This window comes from Parvularcula bermudensis HTCC2503 (assembly GCF_000152825.2).
Classification (GTDB): domain Bacteria; phylum Pseudomonadota; class Alphaproteobacteria; order Caulobacterales; family Parvularculaceae; genus Parvularcula; species Parvularcula bermudensis.
In genome coordinates this window covers 446,834-472,965 of sequence record NC_014414.1, presented here as the reverse complement: position 1 = coordinate 472,965, position 26,132 = coordinate 446,834, and the positions used below count along the sequence as shown (strand labels likewise).

The window sequence follows — 26,132 nt, the reverse complement described above, 5'->3', positions numbered from 1 at the left end:
GGAGATGCCGTTGCGTCGTCCGTTGTCTAGCATTGTAGTGGCATTCAGCCTACTGACCGGCGGCGGGGCCGTGCCGACGGCGCTTGCCGCTGTGCAGGCCGAGGAGGACCTCCTGGCGCAGGCGGTCTCGGCTTTTCGTCAGGAGCAATATGCGGCCGCTTACGCCGCTGCCTCCCCGCTCGCTGAGCGGGGTATTCCTGAGATCGACTATATTCTGGGCGCTCTTTATACTAACGGCCAAGGGGTCGCGCAGGATCTGCAAAAAGGCATCGGCCTTTATGTGCGGGCGGCGTCGAATGGTCAGGTCAATGCCCAATACGCTCTCGGCGATCTCGCCTTCGACGGCCAGGGGGTTGAGAAAGACCTGACCCGTGCCGCCGAATGGTTCAATCTTGCCGCGTCGGCGGGGCATACGCTCGCCAAGACCCGACTGGGGATCATGTATGCCGAGGGGCTCTCGGTGCCGCAGGATCCGCAGCGTGCCGCACAATTGCTTGAGGCCGCAGCGGAGGAGGGGAACCCTACGGCGCAGTTCCGCTTGGGGCGTCTTTACCTTGAGGGTGAAGGGCTGCCCACGAACTACCGACTGGCGGCGAAATGGTTCAGGGCGGCGGCGGATCAGGGCGACGCCGAAAGCATGTATAATTATGCCCTCCTATTGGAGTCGGGGCGCGTTGGCGGGGCTGATCTGTCCGAGGCGGTGGTTTGGATGCGCCGCGCCGCCGAGGCGGGGGTCCTGCCGGCCAAGGTCTCCATGGGGCTTCTCGCCTTTAACGGTCGCGGCATGGAGCGCTCCGACCAAGAGGCGCTGAAATGGTTTCGTGAGTCCGCCAATGAGGGGAGTCCTGAGGGGATGTTTCTCTACGCGGTGGGGCTGACCGAAGGGCTGGCGGGTGACCCTCAGCTCGATGAGGCGCTCCGCTGGGCCACCCGCGCCGTCGAGGCATCGACCGATGAGCCGCGGCAGGCCCAGATCGAGCGGGTGGCTTTACGGGATACGCTGCGCAAGGTCATCGCGGAGACCGAAGCCGTCGAGGAGCGCCGCCGCCAGGCGGTAATGGCGAACCGATCGGTCGTCGTGCCCTGGCGTCCCGGTGTGACGCCGCCGGCCCGTCCCCAACGACAAGTGCCCAAGCCGCCGGTTCTTGCCTCAAACGACCGGGGAGGGACGCCAAGCCCGGTGCCCTATCGCCCCGGCCAGCGCCCTGTCTCTACGCCGACCCCCGACCCGACGCCCCCCGCCGAAGAACCCAAGCGCGGCCTCCGATTTTGAGCGATGGGGCAGAGCGGCGGCAACGCTTGCCGTCGAGGGGGCCTGCGGGCTAAGCGCGTCATCCAAGCGAACGAGATCGACGCCGTTCGGGCGCTTGGGGGACGATGATGAGCAGGGGGCTGGCCGGTGGGCGGGGTTCCCTTCCTTTGCAATGAGACGCGACCGATATCATGGCAGATGACAAGGCCCCTGACGGCCCGGATTACCGATCGACACTTTTCCTGCCGGAAACGGACTTTCCCATGCGGGCGGGCTTGCCGAAGCGTGAGCCGAAAACCATCGAGGATTGGGCGGTAAAGGATCTCTACCGGCAGATCCGTCAGGAGTCGGCTGGCCGTCCACCCTTTGTCCTGCATGACGGTCCCCCTTATGCGAATGGCCATATCCATATGGGAACGGCCTTCAACAAGGTGCTGAAGGACTTTGTCGTTCGATCCCGCCAGATGTTGGGCTATGACGCTAATTATGTTCCGGGATGGGACTGTCATGGCCTTCCGATCGAATGGAAGGTCGAAGAAGATTTCGCCGCCAAGGGCCGAAAAAAGAAAGACGTTCCGCCAACAGAGTTTCGTAAGGCCTGTCGCGCTTTTGCCGAGCGATGGCTAAGCGTTCAGCGGGCTGAGTTCCGGCGCCTCGGGATTGAGGGTGATTGGGACGATCCTTATCTCACCATGAATTACGCGACCGAGGCGGGAACGATTTCGCAGTTCCTCGACTTCGTGGAGCGGGGGCTCGTCTATCGGGGCTCAAAACCGGTGATGTGGTCTCCTGTTGAGCAGACGGCGCTTGCCGAGGCCGAGATCGAATATCACGATCATCAATCTACGATGATTTGGGTGCGGTTTTCGTTCAAGCCCGGTCAGGCGCCCGAAGGGCTTGAGGACGCATCGGTTCTGATCTGGACAACCACCCCCTGGACGATCCCGGCGAACCGCGCGGTCTGCTATGGTCCATCGCTGTCCTATGGCGCCTATCGCGTCGATAAGGTTCGCGACGATCTCGACTTTACCCCGTGGACCAAGGCGGGCGAGGTTTATTGCCTTGCGGACAATCTGTCCGAGACGGTGCGCGATGCCGGGTTTATCGAGCAATGGACACGGATCGCAGATATTCCCTCTAAGAGCCTTGAGGGACGGTTTTTGCGCCACCCCCTCGACGGTTATGCGGGCGGCTATTCGTTCGACGTGCCGCTCCTGTCGGGGGATCATGTGACCGATGAGGCAGGCACGGGGTTTGTCCACACGGCGCCGGGACATGGCCAAGAGGATTATTTCGCCTGGCTCGGCCACGGTTATTCCCTTGACGATATTCCCTACACGGTTGGTCCCGACGGTGCCTACACGAATGAGGCGCCGGGTTTTGAGGGCGAAAAAGTCCTGGTGACCGAGGGAAAGAAAAAGGGGAAGGATGGCGGCGCCAATGCCAAGGTCATTTCGGCGCTCATGGAGCATGGAAAGCTGTTTGGCCGTGCGCGCCTCCAGCACTCCTATCCCCATAGCTGGCGGTCCAAAGCGCCGGTGATTTATCGGAATACCCCGCAATGGTTCATCAGGATGGGGGGCGAAGGCGAGGGGGGACTCCGTGACCTCGCCTTGAAGGCGATCGAGGAGACGGCCTTCTACCCCGAAGCGGGTCGGCGCCGGATCGGCGCGATGGTTCGTGGGCGTCCCGATTGGCTGATTTCCCGCCAGCGCAACTGGGGCAATCCTCTTACACTTTATGTTCACAAGGAGACTGGGGAACCGCTGGTCGATAAGGCCGTGAACGAACGGATCCTTTCCGCTATCCGTGAGCGCGGGGCCGATGCGTGGTTCGATACCCCGGACGAGACCTTTTTGGGGACAGACTATCGTCCTGAGGATTTTGAGAAGGTCACGGATATTCTCGATGTCTGGTTCGATTCAGGGTCGACCCATGCAACAGTGCTCGAGGCGCGGGAAGACCTCCGCTGGCCGGCGGATCTCTATCTCGAAGGCTCAGATCAACATCGGGGGTGGTTTCAATCCAGCCTGTTGATCGGGTGCGGGTTGAGGGAGCGCGCGCCCTTCGACGGCATTCTTACCCATGGCTTTGTCCTCGATGCCAAGGGCTATAAGATGTCAAAGTCGCTTGGGAATACGGTGGCGCCTGAAGATATCGTCAAGAAGTATGGGGCCGATATTCTCCGTATCTGGGTGGCCAGTTCCGACTACAGCGAGGATGTGCGAATTGGTGACGAGATTATCGGGTCCGCCGTCGATGCCTATCGGAAGCTACGTAACACCCTCCGCTACGCTCTTGCGGCCCTTAAGGGTTTCGAAGCCGCTGAGAAAACACCTTATGCTGACTTAGATGAGCTGGAGCGTTATATTCTGGCGCGGGTCAGCGAAGTTCATGCCGAGGTCGTCGCGGGCTATTCGGCGTTCGACTTCAATGCCGCATGGCGGGCTGTGACCGAATTCGCCAGTATGGACCTCTCGGCTTTCTATTTCGATATCCGCAAAGATTGTCTTTACTGCGACGACCCAAGCCTTGTGAAACGGCGCGGTGTTCGGACCGTCATGTCGATCGTGCTCGACTATCTTCTCAAATGGATGGCGCCGATCATGCCCTTCACCACGGAGGAGGCTTTCCACAGCCGGTATCCTGCGGTTGATGGATCGATCCATTTGGGCATGTTCACCGAGCCTGACGCGCAATGGGCGGACATGCCGCTACTCGACCGGTGGGCGAAGATCAGGAGAGTCCGCCGGGTTATTACGGGGAGTATCGAAGCGGCGCGACGCGATGATCGGCTTGGGGCGTCGCTTGAGGCAAAACCGCTCGTCTTCATTGAGGATCCCGATCTCCGGGGGGCCGTGGCGGATGTCGATTGGGCGGAAGTCGCAATTACCTCGAGCGCTGAATTGGCCGAGGGGGCGGCGCCGGACGCAGCTTACCGTCTCCCTGAAATTCCTGGCGTCGCGGTCGTCGTGGACCTGGCGTCCGGGAAGAAATGCGCACGCTGCTGGCGTGTCCTCGACGAGGTTGCCGATGAAACCGGCCTGTGTCGCCGCTGCGCCGCCGTGGTCTCGGCATGACGGCGATCAAGGAATGGCTCACGGCGGCGCGGGGGAATCCGGTTTTCGCCCTGACCTGCGGGGTGGCCGCGGTGACGATCCTGCTCGATCAGATGACCAAAATGGCCATCCTGCACCTCATCGATTTGCCGGGGCGGCGCTTTGGGCATCTCGATCTGACGCCCTTTTTCGATCTGACCTATGTGGAGAACCGAGGGGTGAGTTTCGGGTTTTTCGCAGGGGGGATGACGTCTCGCATTTTACTGACCGTCCTGGCCCTCGGCGTGGCCGCGGGGTTTGTTCATTGGGCGGGGCGCCTTGACCGGCGGATCGCCGCCCTCGGCGCGGGGCTGATTGTCGGCGGGGCCGTCGGAAATGCGATCGATCGAACCTTCTACGGCTATGTGGTCGATTTTCTCGATTTCTCGGCTATTGGATTTCCGTGGAAATTCAATATCGCCGATACGTCGATCAATTTGGGTGTGGCGGCGCTTGCCTATGATGCCTTCTTCATTGTCCCGAACCGGGACAGGACGGCTGCTCCAAACCCTACCGAACGGAAAGTTCAAACAGGGTTTCCTGGGGAGGATCATCTCCCTAAACAGCCTGATGATGACCATGCGCAGACTGCTGAGGATCGCTAATATGGTACGCTTGTCTCACCTCGTCCTCTTATCGGGGGCCGCCCTCGCCCTTGCCGCCTGCGGCAGCAATCGGGGGGTGTTGGGGGGAGGGAAATCCTCTCCGGACGAGTTTGCGATCGTCACCAAGGCCCCGTTGACGGTGCCGCCTGATTTCGCCCTGCGCCCCCCGAAACCGGGCGAAACCCGGCCTGAGGCCCTCTCCACCTCCGAACGGACACGGCAATTGTTGATCGGCGATGTAAATGCGGCCCCGCCATCGAATGGTGAACTGGCGCTTTTGGAGAGTGCTGGCGCGGTCGAGGCGGACTCCAATATCCGGGAGATTTTGGACGCCGAGAATGGCGGGCGGGCTGAGAAGAATGCCAGCCTGGCCAATCAGCTTATTTTTTGGGACTTTGCCGGGGGCGAGATCGACGATACCGATGCGCCGTTGCGGGTCGAGGATGCCGAGGCCTGGAAGCAGGAGCGGGCAGAAGCGATTGAGTCCGTGACCGGCGGCGACCCCGTCGTCATTTCGCGGGACCGCCGGATCCTCAACCTGCCCGGCGTTCGCTGAAGGACGGGGGGGCGCTTGCCAGCCTGCCTCCCTCACCTTAGATAGTTTTCAACAGAGCTTTCGGGGCGGGGTGAAAGTCCCCACCGGCGGTATTGGCCCTTGGCCTGAGCCCGCGAGCGGCTTCCTTCTTTAGGGGGCGGCATGATCTGGTGAGAGTCCAGAGCCGACGGTGATAGTCCGGATGAGAGAAAGCGTGATTGGTCTCGCTCATTGACGAGCGGGCGGGGGCGTGCCCGTGGCGGTACGCTGACCCTATTGCCATCCCTTTGTCCCGGGGGATCTCTGTCGGCTTGATGGTACGGGACCTTGATGACGCTCACGGACGATATATGCATGGACCGGGCTGCCGCCCTCGGTGAATTGGGGGCCGGCTTTACGGCGCCCAATCCGATGGTCGGGTGTGTTCTCGTCAAAGGCGGTCAGATCGTGGGCGAGGGATACCATCCGCGCCCCGGCGCAGATCATGCCGAAATTGCCGCGCTCAAGGCGGCCGGCGCCGAGGCCCGCGGGGCGGTCGCCTATGTCACGTTAGAGCCCTGCAACCATTATGGCGCGACCCCCCCCTGCACCAAAGCCCTTATCGAGGCGGGGGTGGCCGAGGTCGTCTACGCCGTTGCTGACCCAAACCCCCTCGCGTCCGGCGGGCGGGAAACGCTGCAAGCCGCCGGCATAGCTGTCCGCGCCCATCCCACCTTGGCGGCAAGCCGCCTGACCGATGCCTGGCGCTTTAGCCTGACCGCCGATCGCCCTTGGGTGGCGGCGAAATTCGCCGCGACCCTTGACGGGCGGGTGGCGACCAGGGGCGGGGACAGTCAATGGATCACCGGGCCCGCCGCGCGGGCACGAAGTCATGATCTGCGCCAGAGAAGCGGGGCCATTGTCGTTGGAGTGGGAACCGTATTGGCGGATAATCCAGCCCTGAACCCCCGACCTGAGGGACGAGCGGCTGCCGAGACACTCAAGGTTATTTTCGACAGTCAGGCTCGAACCCCTCCCCATGCGGCATGTCTCAGCTCTCCCGGTCCGGTTTTATTGATCACGGCGGAGGACGCGCCGGGGGCGGCAAAGTCTGCACTAAAGGAAAGCGGCGCACATATCATCAGTGTGCAGAGGGAAAATGAGGGTCTGTGTCTCCGAAGTGCCCTTCATTGCTTGCGCGCTGATTTTGGCTGCTTGTCGATCATGGTTGAGGGCGGGGGGCGCCTCCTAGGCAGCTTTGCAGATGCGGGTCTGATTGACGAAGTGTGGGCTTTTCTTGCGCCAAAAATTCTCGGGGGTGGGCAATGCGCTGTCGATGGCCACGGGCCTTCCAGGATCGGCGAGGCGATGGCGCTGACCGATGTCAGTATCGAGATGGCCGGACCCGATTTTCTGATTCGTGGCCGAGTGCCGAGAGGGAGCGAAAGCTGATGTTCACGGGACTGATCGAAGAAATGGGGACGCTGCTCGACAGATCGATGACGGAGGGCGGCGCCACCTTGACCATTGAGGCGGCAAAAGTCCTTGAGGGCGTTGCCTTTGGTGACTCCATTGCCGTCGAAGGGGTGTGTCTGTCCGTTACGTCCTTTACGCCAAGTCAATTTACGGTTGGGCTTGCACCGGAAACCCTCTCGCGCACGACGCTGGGCGCGCTGTCGTTCGGGGCGCCGCTCAATCTTGAACGATCGCTCACGCCTGTTTCGCGCATGGGGGGACACTACGTCCAAGGACATGTGGATGGGACGGGGCGCATCCACACGGTCAAGGCCGACGGCGACGCGCTTCTCATCCGTATCGACTGCGGCCCCGAGCTTCTCAAATATATCGTACCGAAAGGATATATTGCCGTCGATGGCACCAGTCTGACGGTGATCGATGTCGATGATGCCGGCTTCACCCTGACCCTGATCGCGCATACCCAGCCCCTCGTTACCTTGGGCAAAAAGCGTGAAGGCGATCCGGTAAATCTCGAGACGGATATTCTTGGAAAATATGCCGAAAAATTCCTGCAAGGAGGAAAATAACCATGAGCTTTGTCTCCGTTGAAGAAGCTGCCAAGGCCGTTGCGGCCGGTCGTTTCGTCATCATCTGCGACGATGAAGGACGGGAAAACGAAGGGGATCTGATGATCGCGGCCGAATTTGCCGACGCCGATGCGGTGAATTTCTGTACGATTCACGGCCGGGGTCTCATCTGTTGTGCCGTCGAGCCGGCGATAGCCGATCGTCTAGGTCTTCAATTAATGGTGCCGCAAAAGGACAATCGCTCTGGCTTTGGCACTGCTTTCACCGTGTCGGTGGAGGCGAGAGAAGGGGTGACGACCGGCATTTCCGCTGCCGACCGTGCACGGACGATTGAGGTTTTGTGCGACCCTAAATCTACGCCTGAGGATCTCGTCAGTCCCGGTCATATGTTCCCCCTGCGCGCCCATCCTGAAGGTACGCTAGGCCGGGGCGGTCAAACAGAGGCGAGCGTCGATCTGGCGCGTATCGCCGGGTGCCGCCCCGCCGGCGTGATCTGCGAGGTCATGAACGAGGACGGTACCATGGCGCGCCGCGACGATTTGATGAAGGTGGCCGCGAAGCACGATATTCCCATGGTGACGGTCGAAGCGATCAAGGCGTATCGCAAGGCAAAGAAAGTGGAGGCAGCGTGATGGTGAAGCGTATTCATCCCCTCGCAACGGGCACGGATCGACGCGTCGCGATCGTCGATACGGCCTGGAACGATTTCATTGTCCGTAATTTGACGGAAGGCGCCATTGAGACCTTGAAGCGTCAAGGGGTGGCCGATGATCATATCCTGCACGTCACCGTCCCTGGGGCTTTTGAACTTCCCATCGCCGTACGGCAATTAGCCGAGACCGGCGCCGTCGACGCCATTGTCGCTTTGGGCTGTGTGATTAGAGGCGCGACGCCGCATTTTGAGTTTGTCGCCGGCGAAGCCGCAAAGGGAGTGGCGTCCGTGATGGCCGATACGGGGGTGCCCGTCGCGTTCGGTGTCCTGACGACCGATACGATTGACCAGGCCATCGAACGGGCAGGAACGAAACTTGGCAATAAAGGGGCAGAGGCGGCCAGCGTTGCCATTGAGATGATCGGCACCCTTGCCGCACTGAAAGGAATGCGCCGTGACGAAAGCTAACCGACCAAGCCGCGCCGATGCTGAAGAAGCTGTGCGCACCATTCTTTCCTATATCGGAGAGGACCCGCAGCGAGAGGGATTGATCGACACGCCCAAGCGTTTCATCGGCGCCTATGACGATTGGTTCAAAGGCTACAGTGAGGATCCCGAGGAGTTTCTGTCCCGTACGTTCGAGGAAGTCGAAGGCTATGACGACATTGTCCTTTTACGAAATATTCGGGTGGAGAGCCATTGCGAGCACCATGTCGCACCGATCATCGGCACTGCCCATGTTGGATATCTGCCTAGTGACCGGGTTGTTGGCCTGTCAAAGATTGCGCGCGTGGTCGATGCCTATAGCAAGCGTCTTCAAAGCCAGGAGACGTTGACGAATCAGATTGCCGGCGCTCTTGATCGTGTCCTCCAGCCGAGGGGCGTTGCGGTGATTATTGATGCCGAACATCAATGCATCAGTACCCGCGGAATTCACAAGGATGACATTTCCTGCGTGACGCGGAGCTTTACCGGCGACTTTAAGGCCGACCCACGGATGGAGGATCGCTTCTATCGCCTAATTGGCGGCTGATCCATTGGGCAGGAGTGCAGCGGCGAGGGAGGCGGGGAGGCGACAGGGTCGCCCCGTCCCGTCGGTGGCGGCGACCACGACGTCAGCGCGAACCAGCAGGGTATCCCCGCGATAGGCCCGCTGGTCAAAGATCAAGCGAGCCCCTTTCGCGTGGACGAGATCGGTTTTTATCCTGATTATATCATCGAGATGACCAGGGCGCTTAAAGTCAACCTGTATCGACGCCACGACGAACAGGATCGGCGAAGCGGGGTCGCTGGCCAAATTGGAAATATCACCGTGAACGCGGCGCAAAGCCTCAGTGCGCCCGCGCTCGAAATACTTCAGGTAATTCGCGTGATAGACGATGCCGCCGGCATCGGTGTCCTCATAATAAATGCGAATACTGAGCGAATTGTTGCCGGTATCGGTCATATCAGGACGGGGTCCGTCTCCTTGGCGCTGGGTGGGGGGAGCCCAAGATGGCGATAGGCTCGGTCGGTCACCTTTCGGCCGCGGGGTGTTCGTTGTATCAGCCCTTGCTGGAGAAGGAAGGGCTCGATCACATCCTCAACGGCGTCTCGCGCTTCGGCAAGGCTGGCGGCAAGGGTGTCGACCCCGACCGGCCCGCCGCCGAAATGCGTCACGATGATTTCCAGATAGCGTCGGTCAAGCATTTCAAGGCCAAGCTGATCGACATCGAGACGACGAAGCGCCTTAGTTGCCACCTCCTCAGTGATGGGAAGCGTCCCTTCCACCGTGGCAACATCCCGTACACGGCGTAAAAGACGGCCTGCGACGCGCGGGGTGCCGCGTGATCGTCGCGCGATCTCGCCCGCGCCCTCTGTCGTTAGGGGGGTGGAGAGCCGATCGGCTCCCCTTAAAATAATGCCCTTCAATTCTTCTTCCGTGTAGAATTGAAGACGTAAAGGAATACCGAAACGATCGAGAAGCGGCTTTGCCAACAGGCCGGAACGGGTGGTGGCGCCAATCAGGGTGAAGGGCGGCAGATCGATCGTGACCGATCGTGCAGAGGGGCCTTCACCGATCAAAATGTCGAGCCGGAAATCTTCCATCGCCGGGTACAGAATTTCCTCAACCGTCGGGGTCAATCGATGAATCTCGTCGATAAAGAGGACATCATGAGGGTCAAGACCGGTCAGGATCGCCGCCAAATCGCCGGCCTTTGAAATGACCGGCCCCGATGTCGATCGAAAACCGACCCCCAATTCCTCGGCAACGATGCGGGCAAGGGTTGTCTTTCCAAGGCCAGGCGGCCCGTGGAGAAGGACGTGATCCATCGCCTCCCCCCGCTGACGCGCAGCATTGACGAAGATCGACAGGTTGGCCTTGACCTGTGCTTGCCCTTGAAAATCGGCGAGCCGCGTCGGGCGCAGGGCGCGGTCCTGGTCGTCCTCTTGCGGCTGTGGGTCGGTTAAGCGGGCTTCCGTCATGAGGCGGCAAGGGTTTTCAGCCCGGCGGTGATGAGATCCTCGGTGCGGGACGTTTCGAGATCAGGAAGGGTCGAGATGGTTCGCCGCGCGGCGCCGTGGTCGAAACCGAGGGCGACAAGAGCGGCCACGGCATCCTCTGCCGGACTGTCGACGGCGGCCGCGCTCGTCGCCCTTGGTGAGGCGACGGCGGGAAAGGCGCCGACAATGCCGCCGCATTTCCCTTTTAGTTCCGTGACGATCCGTAGGGCGAGTTTGGGGCCCACCCCTTGGGCTCTCGCCACCATGGCTTTGTCCCCGGCCTCCACCGCATCGAATAGATCAGCAGGGGTCAGCGCGGAGAGGATCGCCAGGGCGGCCTTGGCGCCGACGCCCTGAACCGTTTGCAGCAAGCGGAAGGTGAGGCGCTCCTCAATCGTTTGGAAGGCCACCAGTCGGATATAGGTCTCGGCCACAAGCGTTTCGGTGATCAAGCGCACTTCCTGTCCCTGGGCGAGGGAGGAGAGAAGCCGAGGGGTCGCTGCCACCTCATAGCCGACACCGTTGACATCGATGATGGCGTTCTCGCCGCTCAAGACGCTGACCGTACCGTGAAGAGCGGCGATCATACGGCAACCCGCTGGCCACAGCCCTGGAAGCTGCCCCGGTGGCTTGCATGGCATATCGCGATCGCCAGGGCGTCGGCCTCATCGTTCGCCGGGGTGCCCGCCTTTGGCAACAGACGGGCGACCATGGCGGCCACCTGCCGCTTGTCAGCATGCCCGACCCCGACCACGGCCTTTTTTATGGTGTTCGGCGCATATTCCGCCACCGGACAACCAAGGGCCGCTGGACCTGCAAGGCAGATGCCCCGGGCCTGGCCGAGCTTGAGGGCGGATCGTGGATCGGCGTTCACAAAGGTCTCTTCGACCGCGGCTTCATCCGGCCGGTGGCTATCCAGAACGGCGGCCAATTCACAACTTAATCGGTACAGGCGTTGCGCCAAATCCGTCTTTGTCGCGGGCCGAATGAACCCGCTCGCGACGAAGCGCAGGCGGGTTCCCTCCGTCTCGATCACGCCCCAGCCGGTGGCGCGGAGACCGGGATCGATCCCGATGATTCTGACGCATCGCTCCATGATCGATCTTTAGGATGAGCCGGACAGGGTGAACAAGACCCGAACGGTGGCTTAAGATTGGGCGTGGATATTGCGGGCCAAGGCGCCGTCCGTGGCAATCTGCGCCTTAAGGGCGTCGATCCCGTCAAATTTCTGCTCTGGCCGCAAGAAAGCGAGGAACTGGGTGTCCAAGGCGCGCCCATAGAGATCGGCCGCGACATCAAAGAGGTGAACCTCCAGCCATTCGGCCGTCCCATCCACGGTGGGCCGGACGCCGATATTGGCAACCCCGGGCACTCGCTCCCCGTCGATCAGCGTGCTGGTCGCATAGACGCCGAATTTGGGACGGACATAGGGTCCAAGGGATATATTCGCGGTGGGAAAATCAAGGGTCCTTGCCAATTGTCGCCCTTGCTCCACCGTTCCCAAGATCGACCAGGGACGCCCCAGCCATCGCGCCGCCTTTTGCGGATCCCCCGCCTGGAGGGCGGCTCTAATCCCGGAGGAGGAGTATTTCTCCGTTCCCGGCGCCAGGACGGGAGAAATCGCCTCAGCCTGCATGCCGCTTGCCGCCGCATGCCGCGCCAAAGCGGTACAATCCCCCGACCGACCGGCCCCAAAGCGGAAATCCGTCCCTGTGATGATCGTATGAAGGCCAAGGCGCTCTGCGAGAGTGTGGCGAACGAAGGTCTCGGGCGTTTGGGTCCGCAGATAGTCGTTAAAGGGGAGAACGAAGACGTAATCGACCCCCAGCGATCCCAGGATCTCGGCCTTGGTCTCTAATTTGGTGAGGAGAAAGGGCGGTCCCTCGGGCGAGAATACCCGCCGCGGGTGGGGATCAAATACCGTTACGGCGAGAGGGCGACTTGCCGCCTCGGCCCGCTCTTTCGCCCTCCCGATGAGGGCTTGGTGCCCGCGATGAACGCCGTCGAGATTCCCGATGACCGAGACGGCCCCGCGATAGGGAGCGGCCACATCGCATTCGAGGGGCGCGTGCAGTACCTCTGCTATCGTCATAGGGCGGGGCCGGCCTTCGCTACCATTTCAGGCTATCCGTGGCATATTGCGCAACAAGCCCTTCTTCGTCGAGGCGTCTGCGAAGTCGTCCAGCATCGAGATCCCCCGTCGGTCCGCGCCCCTCTTCGAGGGAGACGCCGCCGACATTGAAGATCACATCGATCCCCTCCCGATTGGCACCGAGAATATCGGTGTGAAGTCCATCGCCAACCGCCAGCAGGCGGGCGGCCTCTCTGCCCGCAGCCTGCCGCAAGGCGTCGCGGGCCACGGCATAGATGGGCGGGTGGGGCTTGCCTGACATGACCACTTGCCCCCCAAGGGTTTCGTAGAGATCGGCGATCGCCCCGGCGCAATAAATCAGGCGGTCTCCGAACCGGACGACCTTGTCGGGATTGGCGCAGATCATCGGCAATTCACGTGCTGCGGCCTCCTCCAGCAATCCTCGGTAATCCTCGGGGGTTTCTCTCTCGTCATCCTCGGGCCCCGTACACAGGATGGCGCCCGCCTCGGCAAAGGGCACCAGCCGAACATCCGTTGACTGAAAGAACGTATCATCCTTGGCGGGCCCGATTTTATAGAAATCGAGATGTCCGTGATCGATCACGGACTGCCGGGTGGCGTCGCCGGAGGTAACAACACCGTCATAGGCCTCTCGCGGCAGGCCCAGTCGATCGAGCTGTGCTGGGATCACCGAAGACAGGCGCGGGGCATTGGTCAGAATGATGACGGGGCCACGCTCTTGGCGAAACCGGATCAGCGCTTCAGCCACCCCGTCGAATACTTCGCGCCCATTGTGGATCACCCCCCAGGCATCGCACAGAAGGGCATCATACTGGCTGGCGATCTCGGAAAGTCCAGACAAGAGGCGGGGGGATGGCATGACGATGTTCCTCGGCGGCGGATACGCAGTCTTGCCCTATACGACGCGCCCCTCCAATGGCGAGCCCTATCCCGTTAGCTAATCGTCAAGCAAAGTAAAGGTTGATAAATCTATTACGAAACCAAAGAAACTCTTAATCTTTTCGAAATCATGTATTTCCAGTTTTCTCATAAATATGTGTTCTATTTGGCATCGTTTTATTCTTCGGTGCTTTGTCTTGTTCGTTCCTGCTCTCATTGCTCTGGCGCTCACGCCCCTAGCCGACCTCGAGGTCGGTGATGTGCAGAGCGAGGCGCGGCTTGTCGTGACCTGCGGCGGGACGTGCGGTGCCGAGCTCTACGGTGACACCCGTTTTTTCCTGACCGGTGTAGCGGCGGATTTTGTCGTGCCGACCAGCGATGCGAGCGCCATTGTCCGCCAGGTTACCTTTGCAATGGAGCGTCGGGGCAGTGTGATGTCCGTCGACTTGACACGGGCCCCCCGCGGGGTCGTCGTCACAAGGTGCGGGTCAGATAAACTGTGTTTTGACTTTGAAACCGCCGAAGCCCCGGCGAATACGGATTCCCTCACGGCGATCGAAAGAGATCTCTCAGGAATGAAGCGCGCCAAGCGTCGTGTATTACTGGCGACCGCCCAACGGGATCTGAGCTGTGAAGCGGCGGATCGGCGTCTGGCCGAAGAAGCCTGGACGGTGGGTCGCCTGCCGGTCAGAACCGATTGCGCCCCCCGCCGCGTCGAGACGCCGCATGATTTGCCCTCCGACAGGCCGCTGACCTTTGCGGCGGTCAAGGCGGTGATCGGCCGAACCCGCGCCCGTCGGCTTGGCGCGTTGCCAAGTTCGCGTCCCCGGTCTATCGGCGGAGGATGCAGAAAACCGACAGCGCGCCGCCGTCCTTTCAGGACCTGATCCTCATCCTCCAGACCTATTGGGCGGAACGAGGATGCGTTCTCCTGCAACCTTATGACCTTGAAATGGGGGCGGGGACCTTCCATCCGGCAACGACCCTGCGGGCTCTGGGGCCAAAACCATGGCGGGCCGCCTATGTCCAACCGTGCCGCCGCCCCGGCGATGGCCGCTATGGCGCCAATCCCAACAGGTTCCAACATTATTACCAATTCCAGGTCGTGCTCAAACCCTCCCCGACCGACATTCAAGAGCTCTATCTGGGGTCCCTCAAGGCCATGGGGATCGACGCGGCAAAGCACGACATCCGCTTTGTTGAGGATGATTGGGAAAGTCCCACCCTGGGGGCCTGGGGCCTTGGCTGGGAGGTCTGGTGTGACGGGATGGAGGTGACCCAATTCACCTATTTCCAACAGGTCGGCGGTGTCGATTGCCGGCCCGTTACCGGCGAGTTGACCTACGGCCTTGAACGACTGGCGATGTATGTTCAGGGCGTCGACAATGGCTATGACCTCGATTTCAACGGCGCTGGGGTCACCTATGGCGATGTCTTCCACCAGCAGGAACGGGAGTTCTCCGCCTATAATTTCGAGTTGGCGAATACCGAGGTCCTGTTCGACCAATTCCGCGAAGCAGAGGCGGCCTGTTCGGCTATTCTCGACAAGGGGCTGGCGCTCCCGGCCTATGACCAATGCATCAAGGCCAGCCATCTGTTTAATTTGCTGGATGCCCGCGGGGTGATTTCTGTGACGGAGCGTCAATCCTATATCCTCCGTGTCCGCCGTTTGGCGAAAGCCTGCTGCGAAGCCTGGCTGGCGAGCCCCCAGGGGCGGACCGAGGGAGCGGGTCTCGTCGAAAAGGTCTGAGGCATGGCACGACGGGATCGGGGGAAACTCGGCAAATTGATGATCGCGGTTCTGCGCCTCGGCCTCGTTTTCGTGGCCGTGACGGTGATCTGGGTGGGGTTTTTCCGCGTGGTCATCCCCTCCCACAGTTTTTTGATGAGCTGGCGATCGCTGAGTGGCGAGGAGATCCGGCAAGCCACTGTGCCGTTATCGGCGGTGTCAGACCAACTCGTTCTTGCGGTGATCGCCGCGGAAGATACGAAGTTCTGTACCCACCATGGTTTTGATGTCGAGCAACTCCGCCAGGCCCTCGCCGACGCTCGTGAGGGGAAGGGGTTAAGGGGCGCCTCGACGATCAGTCAGCAGACGGCCAAGAATGTTTTTCTGTGGGCTGGGCGGGACTGGGTAAGGAAGGGAGCGGAGGCCTATTTCACCGTCCTGATCGAATTTCTCTGGCCAAAAGACCGCATCCTGACCGCCTATCTGAATGTCGCCGAATGGGGCGACGGTCTGTTCGGTGCGGAAGCTGCGGCGCAGGCACGCTTCGGTAAATCCGCCCGTGATCTGACAAGGAGGGAGGCCGCGTTGCTCGCCGCCGTCCTCCCCAACCCGAATGCCTGGCGGGTCGACCCCCCAGGTCCCTATGTCGCCCGGCGGGCACGAACCCTAGAAGCGCGGATGCGCGTCGTCGCCCGCGATGGTCTGGCCGATTGCGTCCTCGCAAAAGGGGGCCGGTGATCCCCTTTTGCGGCGCGCCGCTCTACATCACGGCGAAAAAGGCGCGCAAGGCTAGAGCCATCAAGACCAGTGTCGAAAGAGCAAAGATGCCGGCGCGGATCAAGACGATATTGGCCACGGCCTGCCAAATCGAGTGGATAATCCTTAGACCAACATAAGCCCAGGCAAGGCCGATATCGAGGCCGGTGGCACCGACAAGGGCGAGGATGATGACCACCGGATAGAAGATGGTCGGTTGCTCCATCAGATGTTGATAATTGTGGGATTTCCACATGACATTGTCGGGGAGGATCCCATCAAGACTGGATCCGCGACTGCCCGGGGCGACCTTCGCGATATTGATCCCGGCCTTCCTGAAGGCCGGGAACCGAACAACAAGGAGCCAGACCAGCATAAAGAGAGACCAGAGGACGAGGGCGGCGGCGGGGGCGAGAATTTCCGTGGTCATGATGTCCCAATGATGACGAAGACATCACTTTAGGGAGTGTCTCCGCCGGCAGATACCCCTGCCATTCCCCTTCAGAAGAGAAGACGTATGGGATGACCGCGCCCTTACGTCGTCATATCCTGCTCTGTCAGTTCAACCTCAAAGCCCCAGAGCTGTTTCAAATGCCCCAGAACCGTCGCCTTGGTGCTTGGCTCAAGGCCGCGCCCGTTGAAGCGGAGATGGGCGATCGTCAATTTCCGGTCGCCTTCGAGGTCGGCGGCCATGACCTGAAGATTGGGTTCGTGCAGGCCGAGGTCATACATCGACGAGAGGGCGCTGCGGGTGCGGCGATACCCTGCCTCGTCATGGATCGACGCCACTTGGTAATAGGTCTTTTTCCCATCATCGGCGAGGGCGAAGAGCCGGAAGTCCCGCATGACCTTCGGCGAGAGATATTGCAGGATGAAACTTTCATCGCGATAATTCGCCCACGCCTCTTTCAGGGCGGCGCGCCAATCCTTTGTCCCGGCCAAGGCGGGGAACCATTCGTGGTCCTCAGCGGTCGGTGTTTCAACGATTCGGACGATGTCCTGCATCATCGCAAAGCCAAGGGCGTAAGGATTGATCCCCGAATAGCGGGGGTCGTCGAAGCTTGGCTGAAAGACGACGGAGGAGTGGGAGTGCAAAAACTCCATCACGGCCCCTTCGGAGATCTGACCCCGACGATGTAACTCATTCATGATGTAGTGGTGGACGAAGGTCGCGCATCCCTCGTTCATCACCTTGGTCTGTTTTTGAGGATAGAAATACTGCGACACGTTCCGCACGATTCGGACGATTTCTCGTTGCCAAGGCAGCAGTGTGGGGGACGCTTTCTCGATGAAATAGAGCAGGTTCTCTTCGGGCAGTTTGATATTGCGAACTTCTGTTTGACGCTCCTCAACCTGCTCATCGGTTTCGTCCGTATTCGGCAGGGTGCGCCAGATATCGTTGAAGGTTTCCCGCTCGTGTTCGGCGCGGGCTCGAATTTTCTCAAGGCGCTCTGATCCCGATAGTTTCGGGGGGCGGTTATACCGAAAGACGCCTTGGTCCATCAGCGCATGGGCGGCATCCAGAATCAGCTCGACTTCTTCATGGCCATATTCATCCTCGCACCGCGCGATATAGCGTTTGGCGAAATCGAGATAGGTGAGGATGGCGCTGGCATCCGTCCACTGACGGAAAAGATAATTATTCTTGAAGAAGTGATTGTGTCCCATACAGGCATGGGCCATCACCAGGGCCTGCATCGTCATGGAGTTTTCCTCCATGAGATAGGCGATGCACGGATCGGAGTTGATCACGATCTCGTAGGCGAGCCCCGAATACCCCTTTTGATAGTTCATCTGGTCGCGCGCGAAATGCTTCCCATAGGACCAGTGACGATACATCAATGGCATCCCGTGGGAGGAATAGGCATCCAGCATCTGCTCAGAGGTGATGACCTCGATCTGATTGGCGTAACAATCGAGGCCCAGATCATTCAGGCCGATATCCTCAATCGCTTCAAAGGTTCGTTGCAGGTCCGAAAAGGTCCATGCAGAGTCGGAAAAAAGGAGGCCGTCGGATTTCGGGGTCGCACTCATGGCTCAAGTGTGCCGTCAGCCGCGGCAATCCGCAATGCACTGTCTGGTCACCTTGGTCGACACTGCGAGAGGCCGATCAAGGCCGGTTGCGCCCGTAGCGGTCATGGGAGCTGACCCAGTCGCCATGTTGGACGGCCGCCGCAAGGGAGATCTCCCCTGCGAGCACTGTGGCGGCGCAGATCTCGGCGAATTTCTCGACCTTCCCCTTGCCGTAACACCCAAGCATTTCGAGGCATTCCCGCTGGGTGGGAAGACCGGTGCCGCCGCCATAGGTCGCAACGATCAGGGAGGGGATGGTGATGGACCAGTAATAGTCTCCGTTCGGCAGCAATTCGACAAAGGTGATCGCGGCGTGGCTTTCGGAGATATTGGCCACGTCCTGCCCGGTGGCGATGAACAGGGCCGTTAGGCCATTGGCCGCATGCATCCCGTTATTGACCGTGCCGGCGAGCATGCCGCCCGCATTGGAAACCAAGCGTCCACGGAACAATTTTGCGTTGCTTGGCCCCATCATGGCCTGCATGACCGCATCGGGGATCGTCACCTCGGCAACCACCCGCGCTCCGCGGGAGTGAAGCATGTTCATGTGCGAGTGTTTTTTGTCCGTGTCGATCGCCCCTGACAGCGTATACCACGGTTGACCGGGGGCGTGCTCGGCTATCCATTCGCAGGCGGCATAGGTCGCCTTGCCGGACATATTTTGCCCGGCGGCATCGCCTGTCAGGTAATTGAACCGTAGAAAGCACATCTGCGCGACCTGAAAGCGCTGGATGTGGTGCAGCTGACCGACAGTGGTGGTCGCCTCCGCCGCGGTGCGAATATCCGCCTCGTGATCCGCCACCCATTCACCGAAGGCGCGGGCGTCCCGCGCATTGGCAAAATGGAACACCGGGGCCCGCTGCATATAGCGTTCGATGACGGTGGTTTTGACCCCGCCGACCTCGGACAACAGACGCATTCCTCGGTTATAGCTTGCCACAAGCGTTCCCTCGGTCGTCGCCAGGGGAATGTAGAATGGTCCCTTGGCGTGTTCGCCATCGATCTCCAGCGGCCCGGCAAGCCCGATGGGGACCTGGGCGACCCCGAAGAAATTCTCGCAATTCCCCTTGAGCAGCGCGGGGTCGATCGTGCCCTTGGTGACGTGATCGAGGGGGGCCCCGGTCTGGGCGGCGGCAAAGCGGGCGCGATCCGCTGCCATCTCGGCGGTGTAATCATCGTCCCGGTTACGGGGAATGCGCGGCGGGCGAGGGGCATCGGCCATATGAGCGTCTCCAGATATTTTTGTGGCAAGGCTTAGCACTCTTAGGTCACGTCCTGCGAGAGGGCGTCGCGACGGGCGGCGAGGCGGCAACCTTACAGACAGTCAATTGAACTTGTTGGGGTTTCTTCCGTTGATGGGGGGACGGGTGTTGCAGACCGCGACTGTCCGACGGGCCGCTGGCCCCAAACTGAAGACATATGAGGAGACACTTATGCGTATCTCACAGCTAAGCCTATTGTCAGGCGTCACGGCCCTCGCTTCCGTGGCCTTTTCCGGCGCCCAGGCGGGCGAAACCGGCACCGATTTGCAAATGCAAGCCAAGGATATGCTTGAACGCTGTCAGGCGATTTCCGAGAGCTGCATGGAAAGCACAAAGGATGCCGCGGGCATTCTGGTATTCCCTGAAGTTCTGAAGGCGGATTTGATCGTCGGTGGGGCCGGCGGTAACGGCGTCCTGATGGTCGACGGACAACCGGTTGGCTATTACGATATCGGCAAAGCGTCGATTGGGCTCCAAGCTGGTATCGATGAAAAAGCCATGGTCTATGTCTTCCGTGACGAAGAAAGCCTGGCGTCGTTGACCGATGGCGAGGAATGGGAAGTTGGCATCAATGCCGGCGTGACCCTCATTACGGCGAATGCCGACGCCGTCGCAGAGACGGGTGAGCCGCTTCTCTATGCGTTCGACGCCGACGGTCTGGTTGCCGAATTCAACATCAATACGTTCCGCATTTGGGAAGATCCCGAAAATGCCGGCATGGCGATGGACGACGACGAGATGATGGACGTCTCGGGCTGAGCCAGTCCCTACTTGCAGCCCTGACCCGTATTGCGCCCCTTAAAAGAGGGGGGCGGACGGGTCAGGCTGCCTTTCCTTCCCTGTCCTTGGAGAAAAGCTCTCTGAAGACAGGGAAGATATCTCTGGGATGAGCGATCCGCGTTTGGGCAAACCGATTATCGGAAATTGACCGATAAGCGCGCCACAGCTCCGCCCCGGCATCGGGATCGGAAAAAACGTCCATCTCCCGTTCGTCGAGAATTTCGATATAGGCATAGTACTGAATAATAGGAAGAACTTCCGTATTCAATAACTCAACACACCGTTTGGCGTCACCGGGTTGGGTGTAGCCGTCCGACGCCTGGGCGACATAGATATTCCACTGACCAGTAGGGAACCTTTCCCGTTGAATGTCCTGCATCACTTCGATCGCGGTAGAGACGATCGTGCCGCCGGATTGACGGGAGTAGAAGAAAGTCTCTTCGTCAACTTCCTCGGCATGGTGCGTGTGCCGAATGAAAATCACTTCAACCTTTTCGTAGCGCCGCTTTAGGAAAAGGTAGAGCAACATGTAAAACCGCTTGGCGAGGTCCTTTTCCCGCTCGCCCATCGACCCTGAAACATCCATCAGACAGAACATAACGGCCGCGGTCATCGGGACCGGCTCGGGGGTAAAGGCGTTATACCGAACATCGAGGGGGTCGATATAGGGGGCCCACCGCCGACGCGCCTCCAATTCCTCCAGCTTGGTGAGGACGGCCTGCTGCTCCGCACGCTGTTCCTCGGTTGGCTGGGCAATGACCTCAAGCGCGAACAGCCGCTCTTTCAACTCGCTGATCTCCTGGGACGACGGGCGTCCAAGGGCCAGGCGACGGCCTTGGGCGTTACGCATTGTGCGCACGAGGTTGAGATTGGTGGGCGCGCCCGCGACCGTGATGCCCGAACGGCGGTGCTTCCAGGTGGTCATGTCCTTAAGGGAGGTCTTGACCAGATTGGGCAGTTCGAGATCCTCAAAGAAGATATCGAGGAATTCATCCTGGGTGAGGGTGAAGGAAAAATTGTCCTCGCCATCCCCTGAATCGCTCGCCTCCTTGCCGCCACGCCCGCGACTTGACGGGGGTTTGCGAAGACGATCGCCCTGCGCAAATTCCTTATTCCCAGGGTGAACATGCTCCCGCCGACCGGAGGCGGGGTCGAGCCGAAAGCGCGGCTCCGCCGTCGATTTTGACGGGATGGAGATTTTCCCGGATTTCTCCAGCTCCTTGACGGAGCGATCCTTCAGGCTCTTGGCGACGGCGTCCTTGATCTGCGTCTTGGCCCTTCGCAGAAAGCGTTGCCGATTGGCGAGGGACTTACCCTTTGGGTTGAGGCGGCGGTCGATAAAATGCGACATTTCCCCAGCATAGGCCCATTCTCCCAGGAACGCACCAGCAAACGAAAAAGGGCGGTCGCGGGCCGTCTCATCGCGCGGGAGGGGCAAGGGCGGCTCAATGGGGCGGTGACCGGCGGGCAAGACCCCATCCATTTGCCCATCGCGTTGCGGTCATCATGGGCATAAAAGGGCGCATGACCCTCACCGTCCACCCCCAGCACCCCACGACCAGCCTCCGCCAGGTGAAATATACGCTGGCCTATATCTTCCTCATTCCCCTCATCAATTGGAGTTTTACCTGGGCGCCCATGGTGAGCGTGCCGGGGCTTGCCAATTGGGTGTTCAATCCGGTGACGATCGTCACGGGGCTCGTTCTGGTGGTGCGCGACTTCGCCCAGCGCGAGATCGGCCATGAGGTGTTGATCGCCATGGGGATGGCGTTGTTCTTGACCTATGTGACGACGGGACCGGCCTTGGCATTGGCCAGCGGAGTCGCGTTCTTGATTTCCGAGCTGGTCGACTGGGCGATGTTCACCTTCACGCGGTTTCGCCTGTCGACGCGGGTGCTCCTCTCCTCCGCCCTCGCGGCTCCCATCGATACGACGGCTTTTCTCTTGGGGGCGAGCCGGATCGTCGAGGACATCTTCACTTGGCCGAATGTGATGATGAGCATCGCGGGCAAGATGGTCGGCGCCCTGGTGATCTGGTGGATCATTCGCACGCGGATGGAGAGACGAGGCGTTGCCGATTGATAGGGGGTGTAGAGAGCTAAAAAGACCTCACCGAGGGGCCTGTGACCAGGGCGCCTTGGCCTTTCGATCTATTCCCGCCGCAAAATGACTTCCGTGAGGAGAGAGCCAAGCGCCCCGGGGGTAAAGCCCGCCGTCACCTCATCTCGAACATACGCCGTTTCCACCCAATTGAGGAAATGGTCACGGTTCGGCACGACCCCGTCCCGCCTTGCGGCCTCGCGATAGACGGCGAAGAAATGGTCGAGGACCCCTGTCTTGCCCGATTTGACGTGGCCATAGCGATAGGTGAGCTGGGCGAGGGCTTCCTCCAGGGGCCAGCCTTCTTTCAAGAAGAGATAAAGAACCGCCGCCAACCCCGCGCGATCTGCCCCGGATTTGCAATGCATCACGGCGGGGTAGGCAATAGACCGAAAGCAGGCGTCGAGATCGACCAGGAATTCCGGCTTCGGCGCTTCGCGTGAATAGGCCCGCAGATCGACGAGGGCGATTCCCGCCGCCTCACACGCTTCCTTTTCCAGCCAGTAAACGCCCGACTGGCGGCCATCTGTTTTAATGCCGCGCAAATTGATCAGGGTTTTCACCCCCTCTTGGGCATAACGCGCGATGCGGCCCGGGGAAGGCTGATAGGTTCGCCGCATGCCGCCGGGCAATTCATGGGTGTTGTCGTAGAGGGTCCGCAGCCACCCATGATCGTCAAGCCACAGGGCGCGCTGGGCGCTTCTTCGCCCAGAAGGGGTCGCAAATTCCTCAGCCGTCATACGATCCGCCATCAGCGACCCTCCCCGAGGCGATGGCGCTCGTACATTTTGATATCCTTTAGCCACCGTCCATAGGCAATGGTGAGCGAAAAGGCGAACCCATAGATCCCCTTGAGGAAGAGGCCCTTGAGAACATACCGTTTAAGAAAATAGACCGGCAGCCCCAGGACGATACGTATACGGAGTTGCCATAGGGGTTTGAGCGGGGCGGATTTCGCCCGCTGGGTCATGTTCCGTTCCTGCTTGCGCAGCAAAAAGCCAATATCGGTGAAGGCGTGGTGAATGATTGGATGCCGGAGTTTCGGCACCTTCATGGTCTTGGGAATATCGAGCTGATCCCACGCTGCGCTGTCGGGCATCCGAATAACCCGCGCATCATAGAGCTTGTTGCGTTGATCGGGGTCGACCCGCCACCAGATGGGGCCAATCGGGGGGGCGATGACCATCGGCAGGGCATAGACCGCAGCGCTTGGTCCTTCGCCCTCGAACAGGGCGGCAATTTCCTTGGCGAGGTCGGGGCTCAACACCTCGTCGCCATCGAGGTCGAGGCGCCAGGGATAGTGACAAAGATCCTCGGCGGCCCGCTTTTGGCGCCCGGTTCCCCGCCAGGCGACATCGTAGACCTGGGCGCCCGCCGCCTGGGCGCGGGCCACGGTGTCGTCGGTCGAGCCTGAATCGACGATCACAACTTCCCGCGCGACGGTCAGGGCGGCCTCAACCACCTCGCCGATCAAACGCGCTTCGTTTTTCGTACGGATATAGCAGGACAGGGGCGGACGCGCCGCCGCGTGATCGGTCATAGGCTTTGCGATATTCAGACAGCGAGACCCCTCGCCGGGAGCGGGCGCCTAGCATGGACCCCGGCGGTTGGCGATTCTTGCGTCGACGGGTCAGGGCTTGAGTGCGGGGCGGGCTTGCGCCATGGGATCGCTCCTTGCCATCCACGCCAGCGCTTTCGACCGGTGCCTCTCATGTCGGATCTATTGTTAGAGCTGTTTTCCGAAGAGATCCCTGCCCGCCTTCAACAGCGCGGGGCTGCGGATCTGCAGCGGCTCGTTACCGATCTTCTTTCCGCCGAGGCCTTGGCGTTTGACGAGGCGGTGGCCTTTGCGACCGCGCGCCGCCTGACCCTCAGGGTCACGGGGCTCCCCGACGCTCAAGCGGACCGCCGTGAGGAACGCAAAGGGCCGCGGGTGGGGGCGCCGGACAAGGCGATCGAAGGCTTCATGAAGGCTGCGGGCCTCGCCTCAATCGACGAGGCCATCGTGAAAGAGGACGGCAAAGGCGCCTTTTATGTTGCCGTGATCGACCAGCGGGGGCGGCGTACCGCTGACCTGCTCGCCGAACGCCTGCCCCAGCTGCTCAAGACGTTCCCCTGGCCGAAATCCATGCGGTGGGGCGAGAGCGAGAACGAGCTGCGCTGGGTGCGGCCCCTACACTCGATCCTCTGCACGTTTGGGGGGGAGGTCGTGCCCTTCACCCTGGAGAATGGCGAACGGCCGATCACGTCGGGGGCGTGCACCGCCGGCCACCGCTTTGAAGCGCCTGAGACCTTCGAGGCGACGACGTTCGAAGACTATTGCGAGACCCTTTTGGCGCGAAAGGTCATTCTCGACGGGGCGCGTCGCGAGGAGAAGATCTGGGCCGAAGCGACGGCTTTGGCGTCAGCCGCGGGCCTTGAGGTCATCGCGGATCCGGGCCTCCTCGCCGAAGTATCTGGGCTTGCCGAATGGCCCGTCGCCCGCATGGGCCGGTTTGACGAGAAATTTCTGGCCGTCCCCGATGAGGCGTTGATCGCCGCCATGCGCGGCCATCAAAAATATTTCTCGGTGCGCGATCCGAAGACCGGTCGCTTGGCGCCGCATTTTATCTGCGTTGCCAATATCGACCCCGCCGATGGCGGACAGGCGATGATGGAAGGGTATGAGCGCGTGCTGGCCGCCCGTCTGTCGGACGCCTGGTTCCTTTATCACCAGGACCTCAAAACGCCCCTCGCCCAGCATGCCGAGCGTCTCAAGGATGTGACCTATTTCGACGGACTTGGCACGACCTGGGAGAAAGTGGGGCGGACGGCGGACCTCGCCGAGCGCCTGGCGTTGGCCCTTGGCGCGGCGCCCGCGGCGGCGCGGGGGGCGGCGCTTCTGTGTAAGGCTGATTTGCCGACCGAAATGGTGGGCGAATTCCCCGAATTGCAGGGGATCATGGCGCGCTATTACTACCTCGCCGAAACCGGGACGGCGGCGGACCCGGCCATCGCTGAGGCGCTCAGGGATCATTATAAGCCCGCGGGGCAGGGCGATCTTGTTCCCACCGCGCCGCTGAGCGTGACCGTCGCCCTGGCGGATAAATTGACCACCCTGGCGATGTTCTGGTCGATTGGTGAAAAGCCGACGGGGTCGAAGGACCCGTTCGCCTTGCGGCGAATGGCCCTCGGGGTCATCCAGCTCGTGCTTGAGAATGGCGCGCGCTTGTCCTTACGCGACAGTGTGGCGCCGCTCCTCGACACAAAAGCACAGGCTGATCTTCTTGGCTTTTTCCACGATCGCCTGCGGGTCTATCTGAAGGAGAAGGGGCACCGCTACGACCATATCGAGGCGGTCCTGACCCCGGACAGCGACGATTTAGGGCTCATCGTCACCCGTCTTCACGCGATTGACCGTTTTTTAGCGACCCCCGAGGGCGGCGATCTCGTCGCCGCCTACAAGCGGGCCGCCAATATCCTGAAGGCGGAAGAGAAGAAGGAGGGCGGGCCCTTTGGGGGCGAGATCGACACCGCCCAGCTTGAGGCCGCCGAAGAACAGGCACTCTACACGGCCCTCGAAGGGGTCGAGGCCGCCTTGGCGGCCGCCCTGCCGAAGGACGATATCACCGCCGCTCTGGCCGCCCTCTCATCGTTACGGGAGCCCCTCGACCGCTTTTTTACCGAGGTGACGGTCAATGTGGAGGCGCCGGAATTACGGAAAAACCGTCTTTCCCTCCTTCATCGACTTGCCCTTGCGTTTGGCGACGTTGCAGACTTCGCTAAGCTTGAAGGATGAATTTGCCCGGCT

Annotated in this window: 27 protein-coding genes and 1 riboswitch; of the genes, 15 read left to right on the top strand and 12 right to left on the bottom strand. The window is 60.8% G+C overall.

Annotated elements, in window-relative coordinates:
* Window positions 1-37 precede the first annotated feature (37 nt).
* The 9 genes from PB2503_RS02250 to folE all read left to right on the top strand — a co-directional run bounded on the left by PB2503_RS02250 (window position 38) and on the right by folE (window position 9,199).
* Window positions 38-1,273, top strand: coding sequence for a tetratricopeptide repeat protein (locus PB2503_RS02250; RefSeq protein ID WP_013299594.1), 1,236 nt, complete (start codon window positions 38-40; stop codon window positions 1,271-1,273).
* A 170-nt stretch (window positions 1,274-1,443) separates the two neighbouring features.
* Window positions 1,444-4,332 (top strand): isoleucine--tRNA ligase, encoded by a 2,889-nt coding sequence (ileS, locus tag PB2503_RS02245; RefSeq protein ID WP_013299593.1) that lies wholly within the window; start codon window positions 1,444-1,446, stop codon window positions 4,330-4,332.
* Window positions 4,299-4,955 (top strand): signal peptidase II, encoded by a 657-nt coding sequence (lspA, locus tag PB2503_RS02240; protein ID WP_013299592.1) that lies wholly within the window; start codon window positions 4,299-4,301, stop codon window positions 4,953-4,955. The genes ileS and lspA overlap by 34 nt, the downstream gene beginning before the upstream one ends.
* A gap of 1 nt (window position 4,956) precedes the next feature.
* Window positions 4,957-5,511, top strand: coding sequence for a DUF3035 domain-containing protein (locus PB2503_RS02235; protein ID WP_013299591.1), 555 nt, complete (start codon window positions 4,957-4,959; stop codon window positions 5,509-5,511).
* Window positions 5,512-5,563: 52 nt separating this feature from the next.
* A riboswitch (FMN riboswitch) is annotated at window positions 5,564-5,708 on the top strand.
* 112 nt (window positions 5,709-5,820) lie between these two features.
* Window positions 5,821-6,921, top strand: coding sequence for a bifunctional diaminohydroxyphosphoribosylaminopyrimidine deaminase/5-amino-6-(5-phosphoribosylamino)uracil reductase RibD (gene ribD, locus PB2503_RS02230; protein ID WP_013299590.1), 1,101 nt, complete (start codon window positions 5,821-5,823; stop codon window positions 6,919-6,921).
* Complete coding sequence (gene ribE, locus PB2503_RS02225) at window positions 6,921-7,514, top strand: riboflavin synthase (protein ID WP_013299589.1); 594 nt, start codon at window positions 6,921-6,923, stop codon at window positions 7,512-7,514. The genes ribD and ribE overlap by 1 nt, the downstream gene beginning before the upstream one ends.
* Before the next feature lie 2 nt (window positions 7,515-7,516).
* Window positions 7,517-8,146 (top strand): 3,4-dihydroxy-2-butanone-4-phosphate synthase, encoded by a 630-nt coding sequence (gene ribB, locus PB2503_RS02220; RefSeq protein WP_013299588.1) that lies wholly within the window; start codon window positions 7,517-7,519, stop codon window positions 8,144-8,146.
* Window positions 8,146-8,634 carry a 6,7-dimethyl-8-ribityllumazine synthase gene (ribH, locus tag PB2503_RS02215; protein WP_013299587.1) on the top strand — a complete coding sequence of 163 codons (489 nt, stop codon included), beginning with the start codon at window positions 8,146-8,148 and terminating at the stop codon, window positions 8,632-8,634. The genes ribB and ribH overlap by 1 nt, the downstream gene beginning before the upstream one ends.
* Window positions 8,621-9,199, top strand: a complete 579-nt coding sequence (folE, locus tag PB2503_RS02210) for a GTP cyclohydrolase I FolE (protein WP_013299586.1) — start codon at window positions 8,621-8,623, stop codon at window positions 9,197-9,199. Before ribH ends, folE begins: the two co-directional genes overlap by 14 nt.
* On the opposite strand, the gene ybgC is transcribed toward folE, so the two are convergent.
* The 6 genes from ybgC to PB2503_RS02180 are packed head-to-tail and all read right to left on the bottom strand — an operon-like array spanning window position 9,185 to window position 13,622.
* Window positions 9,185-9,613, bottom strand: a complete 429-nt coding sequence (gene ybgC, locus PB2503_RS02205; protein ID WP_013299585.1) for a tol-pal system-associated acyl-CoA thioesterase — start codon at window positions 9,611-9,613, stop codon at window positions 9,185-9,187. The two genes, folE and ybgC, sit on opposite strands and share 15 nt — an antisense overlap.
* Window positions 9,610-10,632 carry a Holliday junction branch migration DNA helicase RuvB gene (gene ruvB / locus PB2503_RS02200; RefSeq protein WP_013299584.1) on the bottom strand — a complete coding sequence of 341 codons (1,023 nt, stop codon included), beginning with the start codon at window positions 10,630-10,632 and terminating at the stop codon, window positions 9,610-9,612. The genes ybgC and ruvB overlap by 4 nt, the downstream gene beginning before the upstream one ends.
* Entirely contained in the window at window positions 10,629-11,237 is a 609-nt protein-coding gene (ruvA, locus tag PB2503_RS02195; protein ID WP_013299583.1) for a Holliday junction branch migration protein RuvA, read from the bottom strand. The genes ruvB and ruvA overlap by 4 nt, the downstream gene beginning before the upstream one ends.
* Window positions 11,234-11,746: a crossover junction endodeoxyribonuclease RuvC gene (ruvC, locus tag PB2503_RS02190; protein ID WP_013299582.1), complete on the bottom strand. Its 513-nt coding sequence runs from the start codon at window positions 11,744-11,746 to the stop codon at window positions 11,234-11,236. The genes ruvA and ruvC overlap by 4 nt, the downstream gene beginning before the upstream one ends.
* Before the next feature lie 51 nt (window positions 11,747-11,797).
* Window positions 11,798-12,742: a bifunctional riboflavin kinase/FAD synthetase gene (locus PB2503_RS02185; protein WP_013299581.1), complete on the bottom strand. Its 945-nt coding sequence runs from the start codon at window positions 12,740-12,742 to the stop codon at window positions 11,798-11,800.
* A 19-nt stretch (window positions 12,743-12,761) separates the two neighbouring features.
* Window positions 12,762-13,622, bottom strand: a complete 861-nt coding sequence (locus tag PB2503_RS02180; RefSeq protein ID WP_013299580.1) for a TIGR01459 family HAD-type hydrolase — start codon at window positions 13,620-13,622, stop codon at window positions 12,762-12,764.
* A gap of 217 nt (window positions 13,623-13,839) precedes the next feature.
* Here PB2503_RS02180 and PB2503_RS02175 point away from each other — a divergent pair, with 217 nt between their 5' ends.
* The 3 genes from PB2503_RS02175 to mtgA are packed head-to-tail and all read left to right on the top strand — an operon-like array spanning window position 13,840 to window position 16,109.
* Window positions 13,840-14,529 (top strand): hypothetical protein, encoded by a 690-nt coding sequence (locus tag PB2503_RS02175; protein WP_148235161.1) that lies wholly within the window; start codon window positions 13,840-13,842, stop codon window positions 14,527-14,529.
* Window positions 14,487-15,392, top strand: coding sequence for a glycine--tRNA ligase subunit alpha (locus PB2503_RS02170; protein ID WP_013299578.1), 906 nt, complete (start codon window positions 14,487-14,489; stop codon window positions 15,390-15,392). The genes PB2503_RS02175 and PB2503_RS02170 overlap by 43 nt, the downstream gene beginning before the upstream one ends.
* A gap of 3 nt (window positions 15,393-15,395) precedes the next feature.
* A complete protein-coding gene (gene mtgA / locus PB2503_RS02165) occupies window positions 15,396-16,109 on the top strand; it encodes a monofunctional biosynthetic peptidoglycan transglycosylase (protein WP_013299577.1) in 714 nt (237 codons plus the stop codon).
* A 22-nt stretch (window positions 16,110-16,131) separates the two neighbouring features.
* On the opposite strand, the gene PB2503_RS02160 is transcribed toward mtgA, so the two are convergent.
* The 3 genes from PB2503_RS02160 to PB2503_RS02150 form a co-directional block, all read right to left on the bottom strand.
* Window positions 16,132-16,557: an MAPEG family protein gene (locus PB2503_RS02160; protein ID WP_013299576.1), complete on the bottom strand. Its 426-nt coding sequence runs from the start codon at window positions 16,555-16,557 to the stop codon at window positions 16,132-16,134.
* A 104-nt stretch (window positions 16,558-16,661) separates the two neighbouring features.
* Entirely contained in the window at window positions 16,662-18,161 is a 1,500-nt protein-coding gene (locus tag PB2503_RS02155; protein WP_013299575.1) for a SpoVR family protein, read from the bottom strand.
* Window positions 18,162-18,237: 76 nt separating this feature from the next.
* Window positions 18,238-19,422 carry a hydroxymethylglutaryl-CoA reductase gene (locus PB2503_RS02150; RefSeq protein WP_013299574.1) on the bottom strand — a complete coding sequence of 395 codons (1,185 nt, stop codon included), beginning with the start codon at window positions 19,420-19,422 and terminating at the stop codon, window positions 18,238-18,240.
* Window positions 19,423-19,633: 211 nt separating this feature from the next.
* On the opposite strand from PB2503_RS02150, the gene PB2503_RS13685 reads away from it, so the two are divergent.
* A complete protein-coding gene (locus tag PB2503_RS13685; protein ID WP_013299573.1) occupies window positions 19,634-20,221 on the top strand; it encodes a lipid-binding SYLF domain-containing protein in 588 nt (195 codons plus the stop codon).
* A gap of 61 nt (window positions 20,222-20,282) precedes the next feature.
* Here PB2503_RS13685 and PB2503_RS02140 read toward each other — a convergent pair whose 3' ends face one another.
* Entirely contained in the window at window positions 20,283-21,593 is a 1,311-nt protein-coding gene (locus PB2503_RS02140) for a YeaH/YhbH family protein (protein WP_041535149.1), read from the bottom strand.
* A 173-nt stretch (window positions 21,594-21,766) separates the two neighbouring features.
* On the opposite strand from PB2503_RS02140, the gene PB2503_RS02135 reads away from it, so the two are divergent.
* A complete protein-coding gene (locus PB2503_RS02135) occupies window positions 21,767-22,324 on the top strand; it encodes a VUT family protein (RefSeq protein WP_013299571.1) in 558 nt (185 codons plus the stop codon).
* A 68-nt stretch (window positions 22,325-22,392) separates the two neighbouring features.
* On the opposite strand, the gene PB2503_RS02130 is transcribed toward PB2503_RS02135, so the two are convergent.
* Window positions 22,393-23,094, bottom strand: coding sequence for a protein-tyrosine phosphatase family protein (locus PB2503_RS02130; protein WP_013299570.1), 702 nt, complete (start codon window positions 23,092-23,094; stop codon window positions 22,393-22,395).
* Entirely contained in the window at window positions 23,094-23,882 is a 789-nt protein-coding gene (locus PB2503_RS02125; RefSeq protein WP_013299569.1) for a glycosyltransferase family 2 protein, read from the bottom strand. The genes PB2503_RS02130 and PB2503_RS02125 overlap by 1 nt, the downstream gene beginning before the upstream one ends.
* A gap of 171 nt (window positions 23,883-24,053) precedes the next feature.
* On the opposite strand from PB2503_RS02125, the gene glyS reads away from it, so the two are divergent.
* Window positions 24,054-26,120 (top strand): glycine--tRNA ligase subunit beta, encoded by a 2,067-nt coding sequence (gene glyS / locus PB2503_RS02120; RefSeq protein ID WP_013299568.1) that lies wholly within the window; start codon window positions 24,054-24,056, stop codon window positions 26,118-26,120.
* The last annotated feature ends 12 nt before the right edge of the window (window positions 26,121-26,132 follow it).

Bases quoted from the DNA above. Each gene is read 5' to 3' on its own strand.
- ileS (WP_013299593.1), top strand. From the start codon at position 1,444: ATGGCAGATGACAAGGCCCCTGACGGCCCGGATTACCGATCGACACTT.
- PB2503_RS02235 (WP_013299591.1), top strand. From the start codon at position 4,957: ATGGTACGCTTGTCTCACCTCGTCCTCTTATCGGGGGCCGCCCTCGCC.
- ribD (WP_013299590.1), top strand. From the start codon at position 5,821: ATGACGCTCACGGACGATATATGCATGGACCGGGCTGCCGCCCTCGGT.
- ribE (WP_013299589.1), top strand. From the start codon at position 6,921: ATGTTCACGGGACTGATCGAAGAAATGGGGACGCTGCTCGACAGATCG.
- ribB (WP_013299588.1), top strand. From the start codon at position 7,517: ATGAGCTTTGTCTCCGTTGAAGAAGCTGCCAAGGCCGTTGCGGCCGGT.
- ribH (WP_013299587.1), top strand. From the start codon at position 8,146: ATGGTGAAGCGTATTCATCCCCTCGCAACGGGCACGGATCGACGCGTC.
- ybgC (WP_013299585.1), bottom strand. From the start codon at position 9,613: ATGACCGATACCGGCAACAATTCGCTCAGTATTCGCATTTATTATGAG.
- ruvB (WP_013299584.1), bottom strand. From the start codon at position 10,632: ATGACGGAAGCCCGCTTAACCGACCCACAGCCGCAAGAGGACGACCAG.
- ruvA (WP_013299583.1), bottom strand. From the start codon at position 11,237: ATGATCGCCGCTCTTCACGGTACGGTCAGCGTCTTGAGCGGCGAGAAC.
- ruvC (WP_013299582.1), bottom strand. From the start codon at position 11,746: ATGGAGCGATGCGTCAGAATCATCGGGATCGATCCCGGTCTCCGCGCC.
- PB2503_RS02185 (WP_013299581.1), bottom strand. From the start codon at position 12,742: ATGACGATAGCAGAGGTACTGCACGCGCCCCTCGAATGCGATGTGGCC.
- PB2503_RS02180 (WP_013299580.1), bottom strand. From the start codon at position 13,622: ATGCCATCCCCCCGCCTCTTGTCTGGACTTTCCGAGATCGCCAGCCAG.
- PB2503_RS02170 (WP_013299578.1), top strand. From the start codon at position 14,487: ATGCAGAAAACCGACAGCGCGCCGCCGTCCTTTCAGGACCTGATCCTC.
- mtgA (WP_013299577.1), top strand. From the start codon at position 15,396: ATGGCACGACGGGATCGGGGGAAACTCGGCAAATTGATGATCGCGGTT.
- PB2503_RS02160 (WP_013299576.1), bottom strand. From the start codon at position 16,557: ATGACCACGGAAATTCTCGCCCCCGCCGCCGCCCTCGTCCTCTGGTCT.
- PB2503_RS02155 (WP_013299575.1), bottom strand. From the start codon at position 18,161: ATGAGTGCGACCCCGAAATCCGACGGCCTCCTTTTTTCCGACTCTGCA.
- PB2503_RS02150 (WP_013299574.1), bottom strand. From the start codon at position 19,422: ATGGCCGATGCCCCTCGCCCGCCGCGCATTCCCCGTAACCGGGACGAT.
- PB2503_RS13685 (WP_013299573.1), top strand. From the start codon at position 19,634: ATGCGTATCTCACAGCTAAGCCTATTGTCAGGCGTCACGGCCCTCGCT.
- PB2503_RS02140 (WP_041535149.1), bottom strand. From the start codon at position 21,593: ATGTCGCATTTTATCGACCGCCGCCTCAACCCAAAGGGTAAGTCCCTC.
- PB2503_RS02135 (WP_013299571.1), top strand. From the start codon at position 21,767: ATGACCCTCACCGTCCACCCCCAGCACCCCACGACCAGCCTCCGCCAG.
- PB2503_RS02130 (WP_013299570.1), bottom strand. From the start codon at position 23,094: ATGGCGGATCGTATGACGGCTGAGGAATTTGCGACCCCTTCTGGGCGA.
- PB2503_RS02125 (WP_013299569.1), bottom strand. From the start codon at position 23,882: ATGACCGATCACGCGGCGGCGCGTCCGCCCCTGTCCTGCTATATCCGT.
- glyS (WP_013299568.1), top strand. From the start codon at position 24,054: ATGTCGGATCTATTGTTAGAGCTGTTTTCCGAAGAGATCCCTGCCCGC.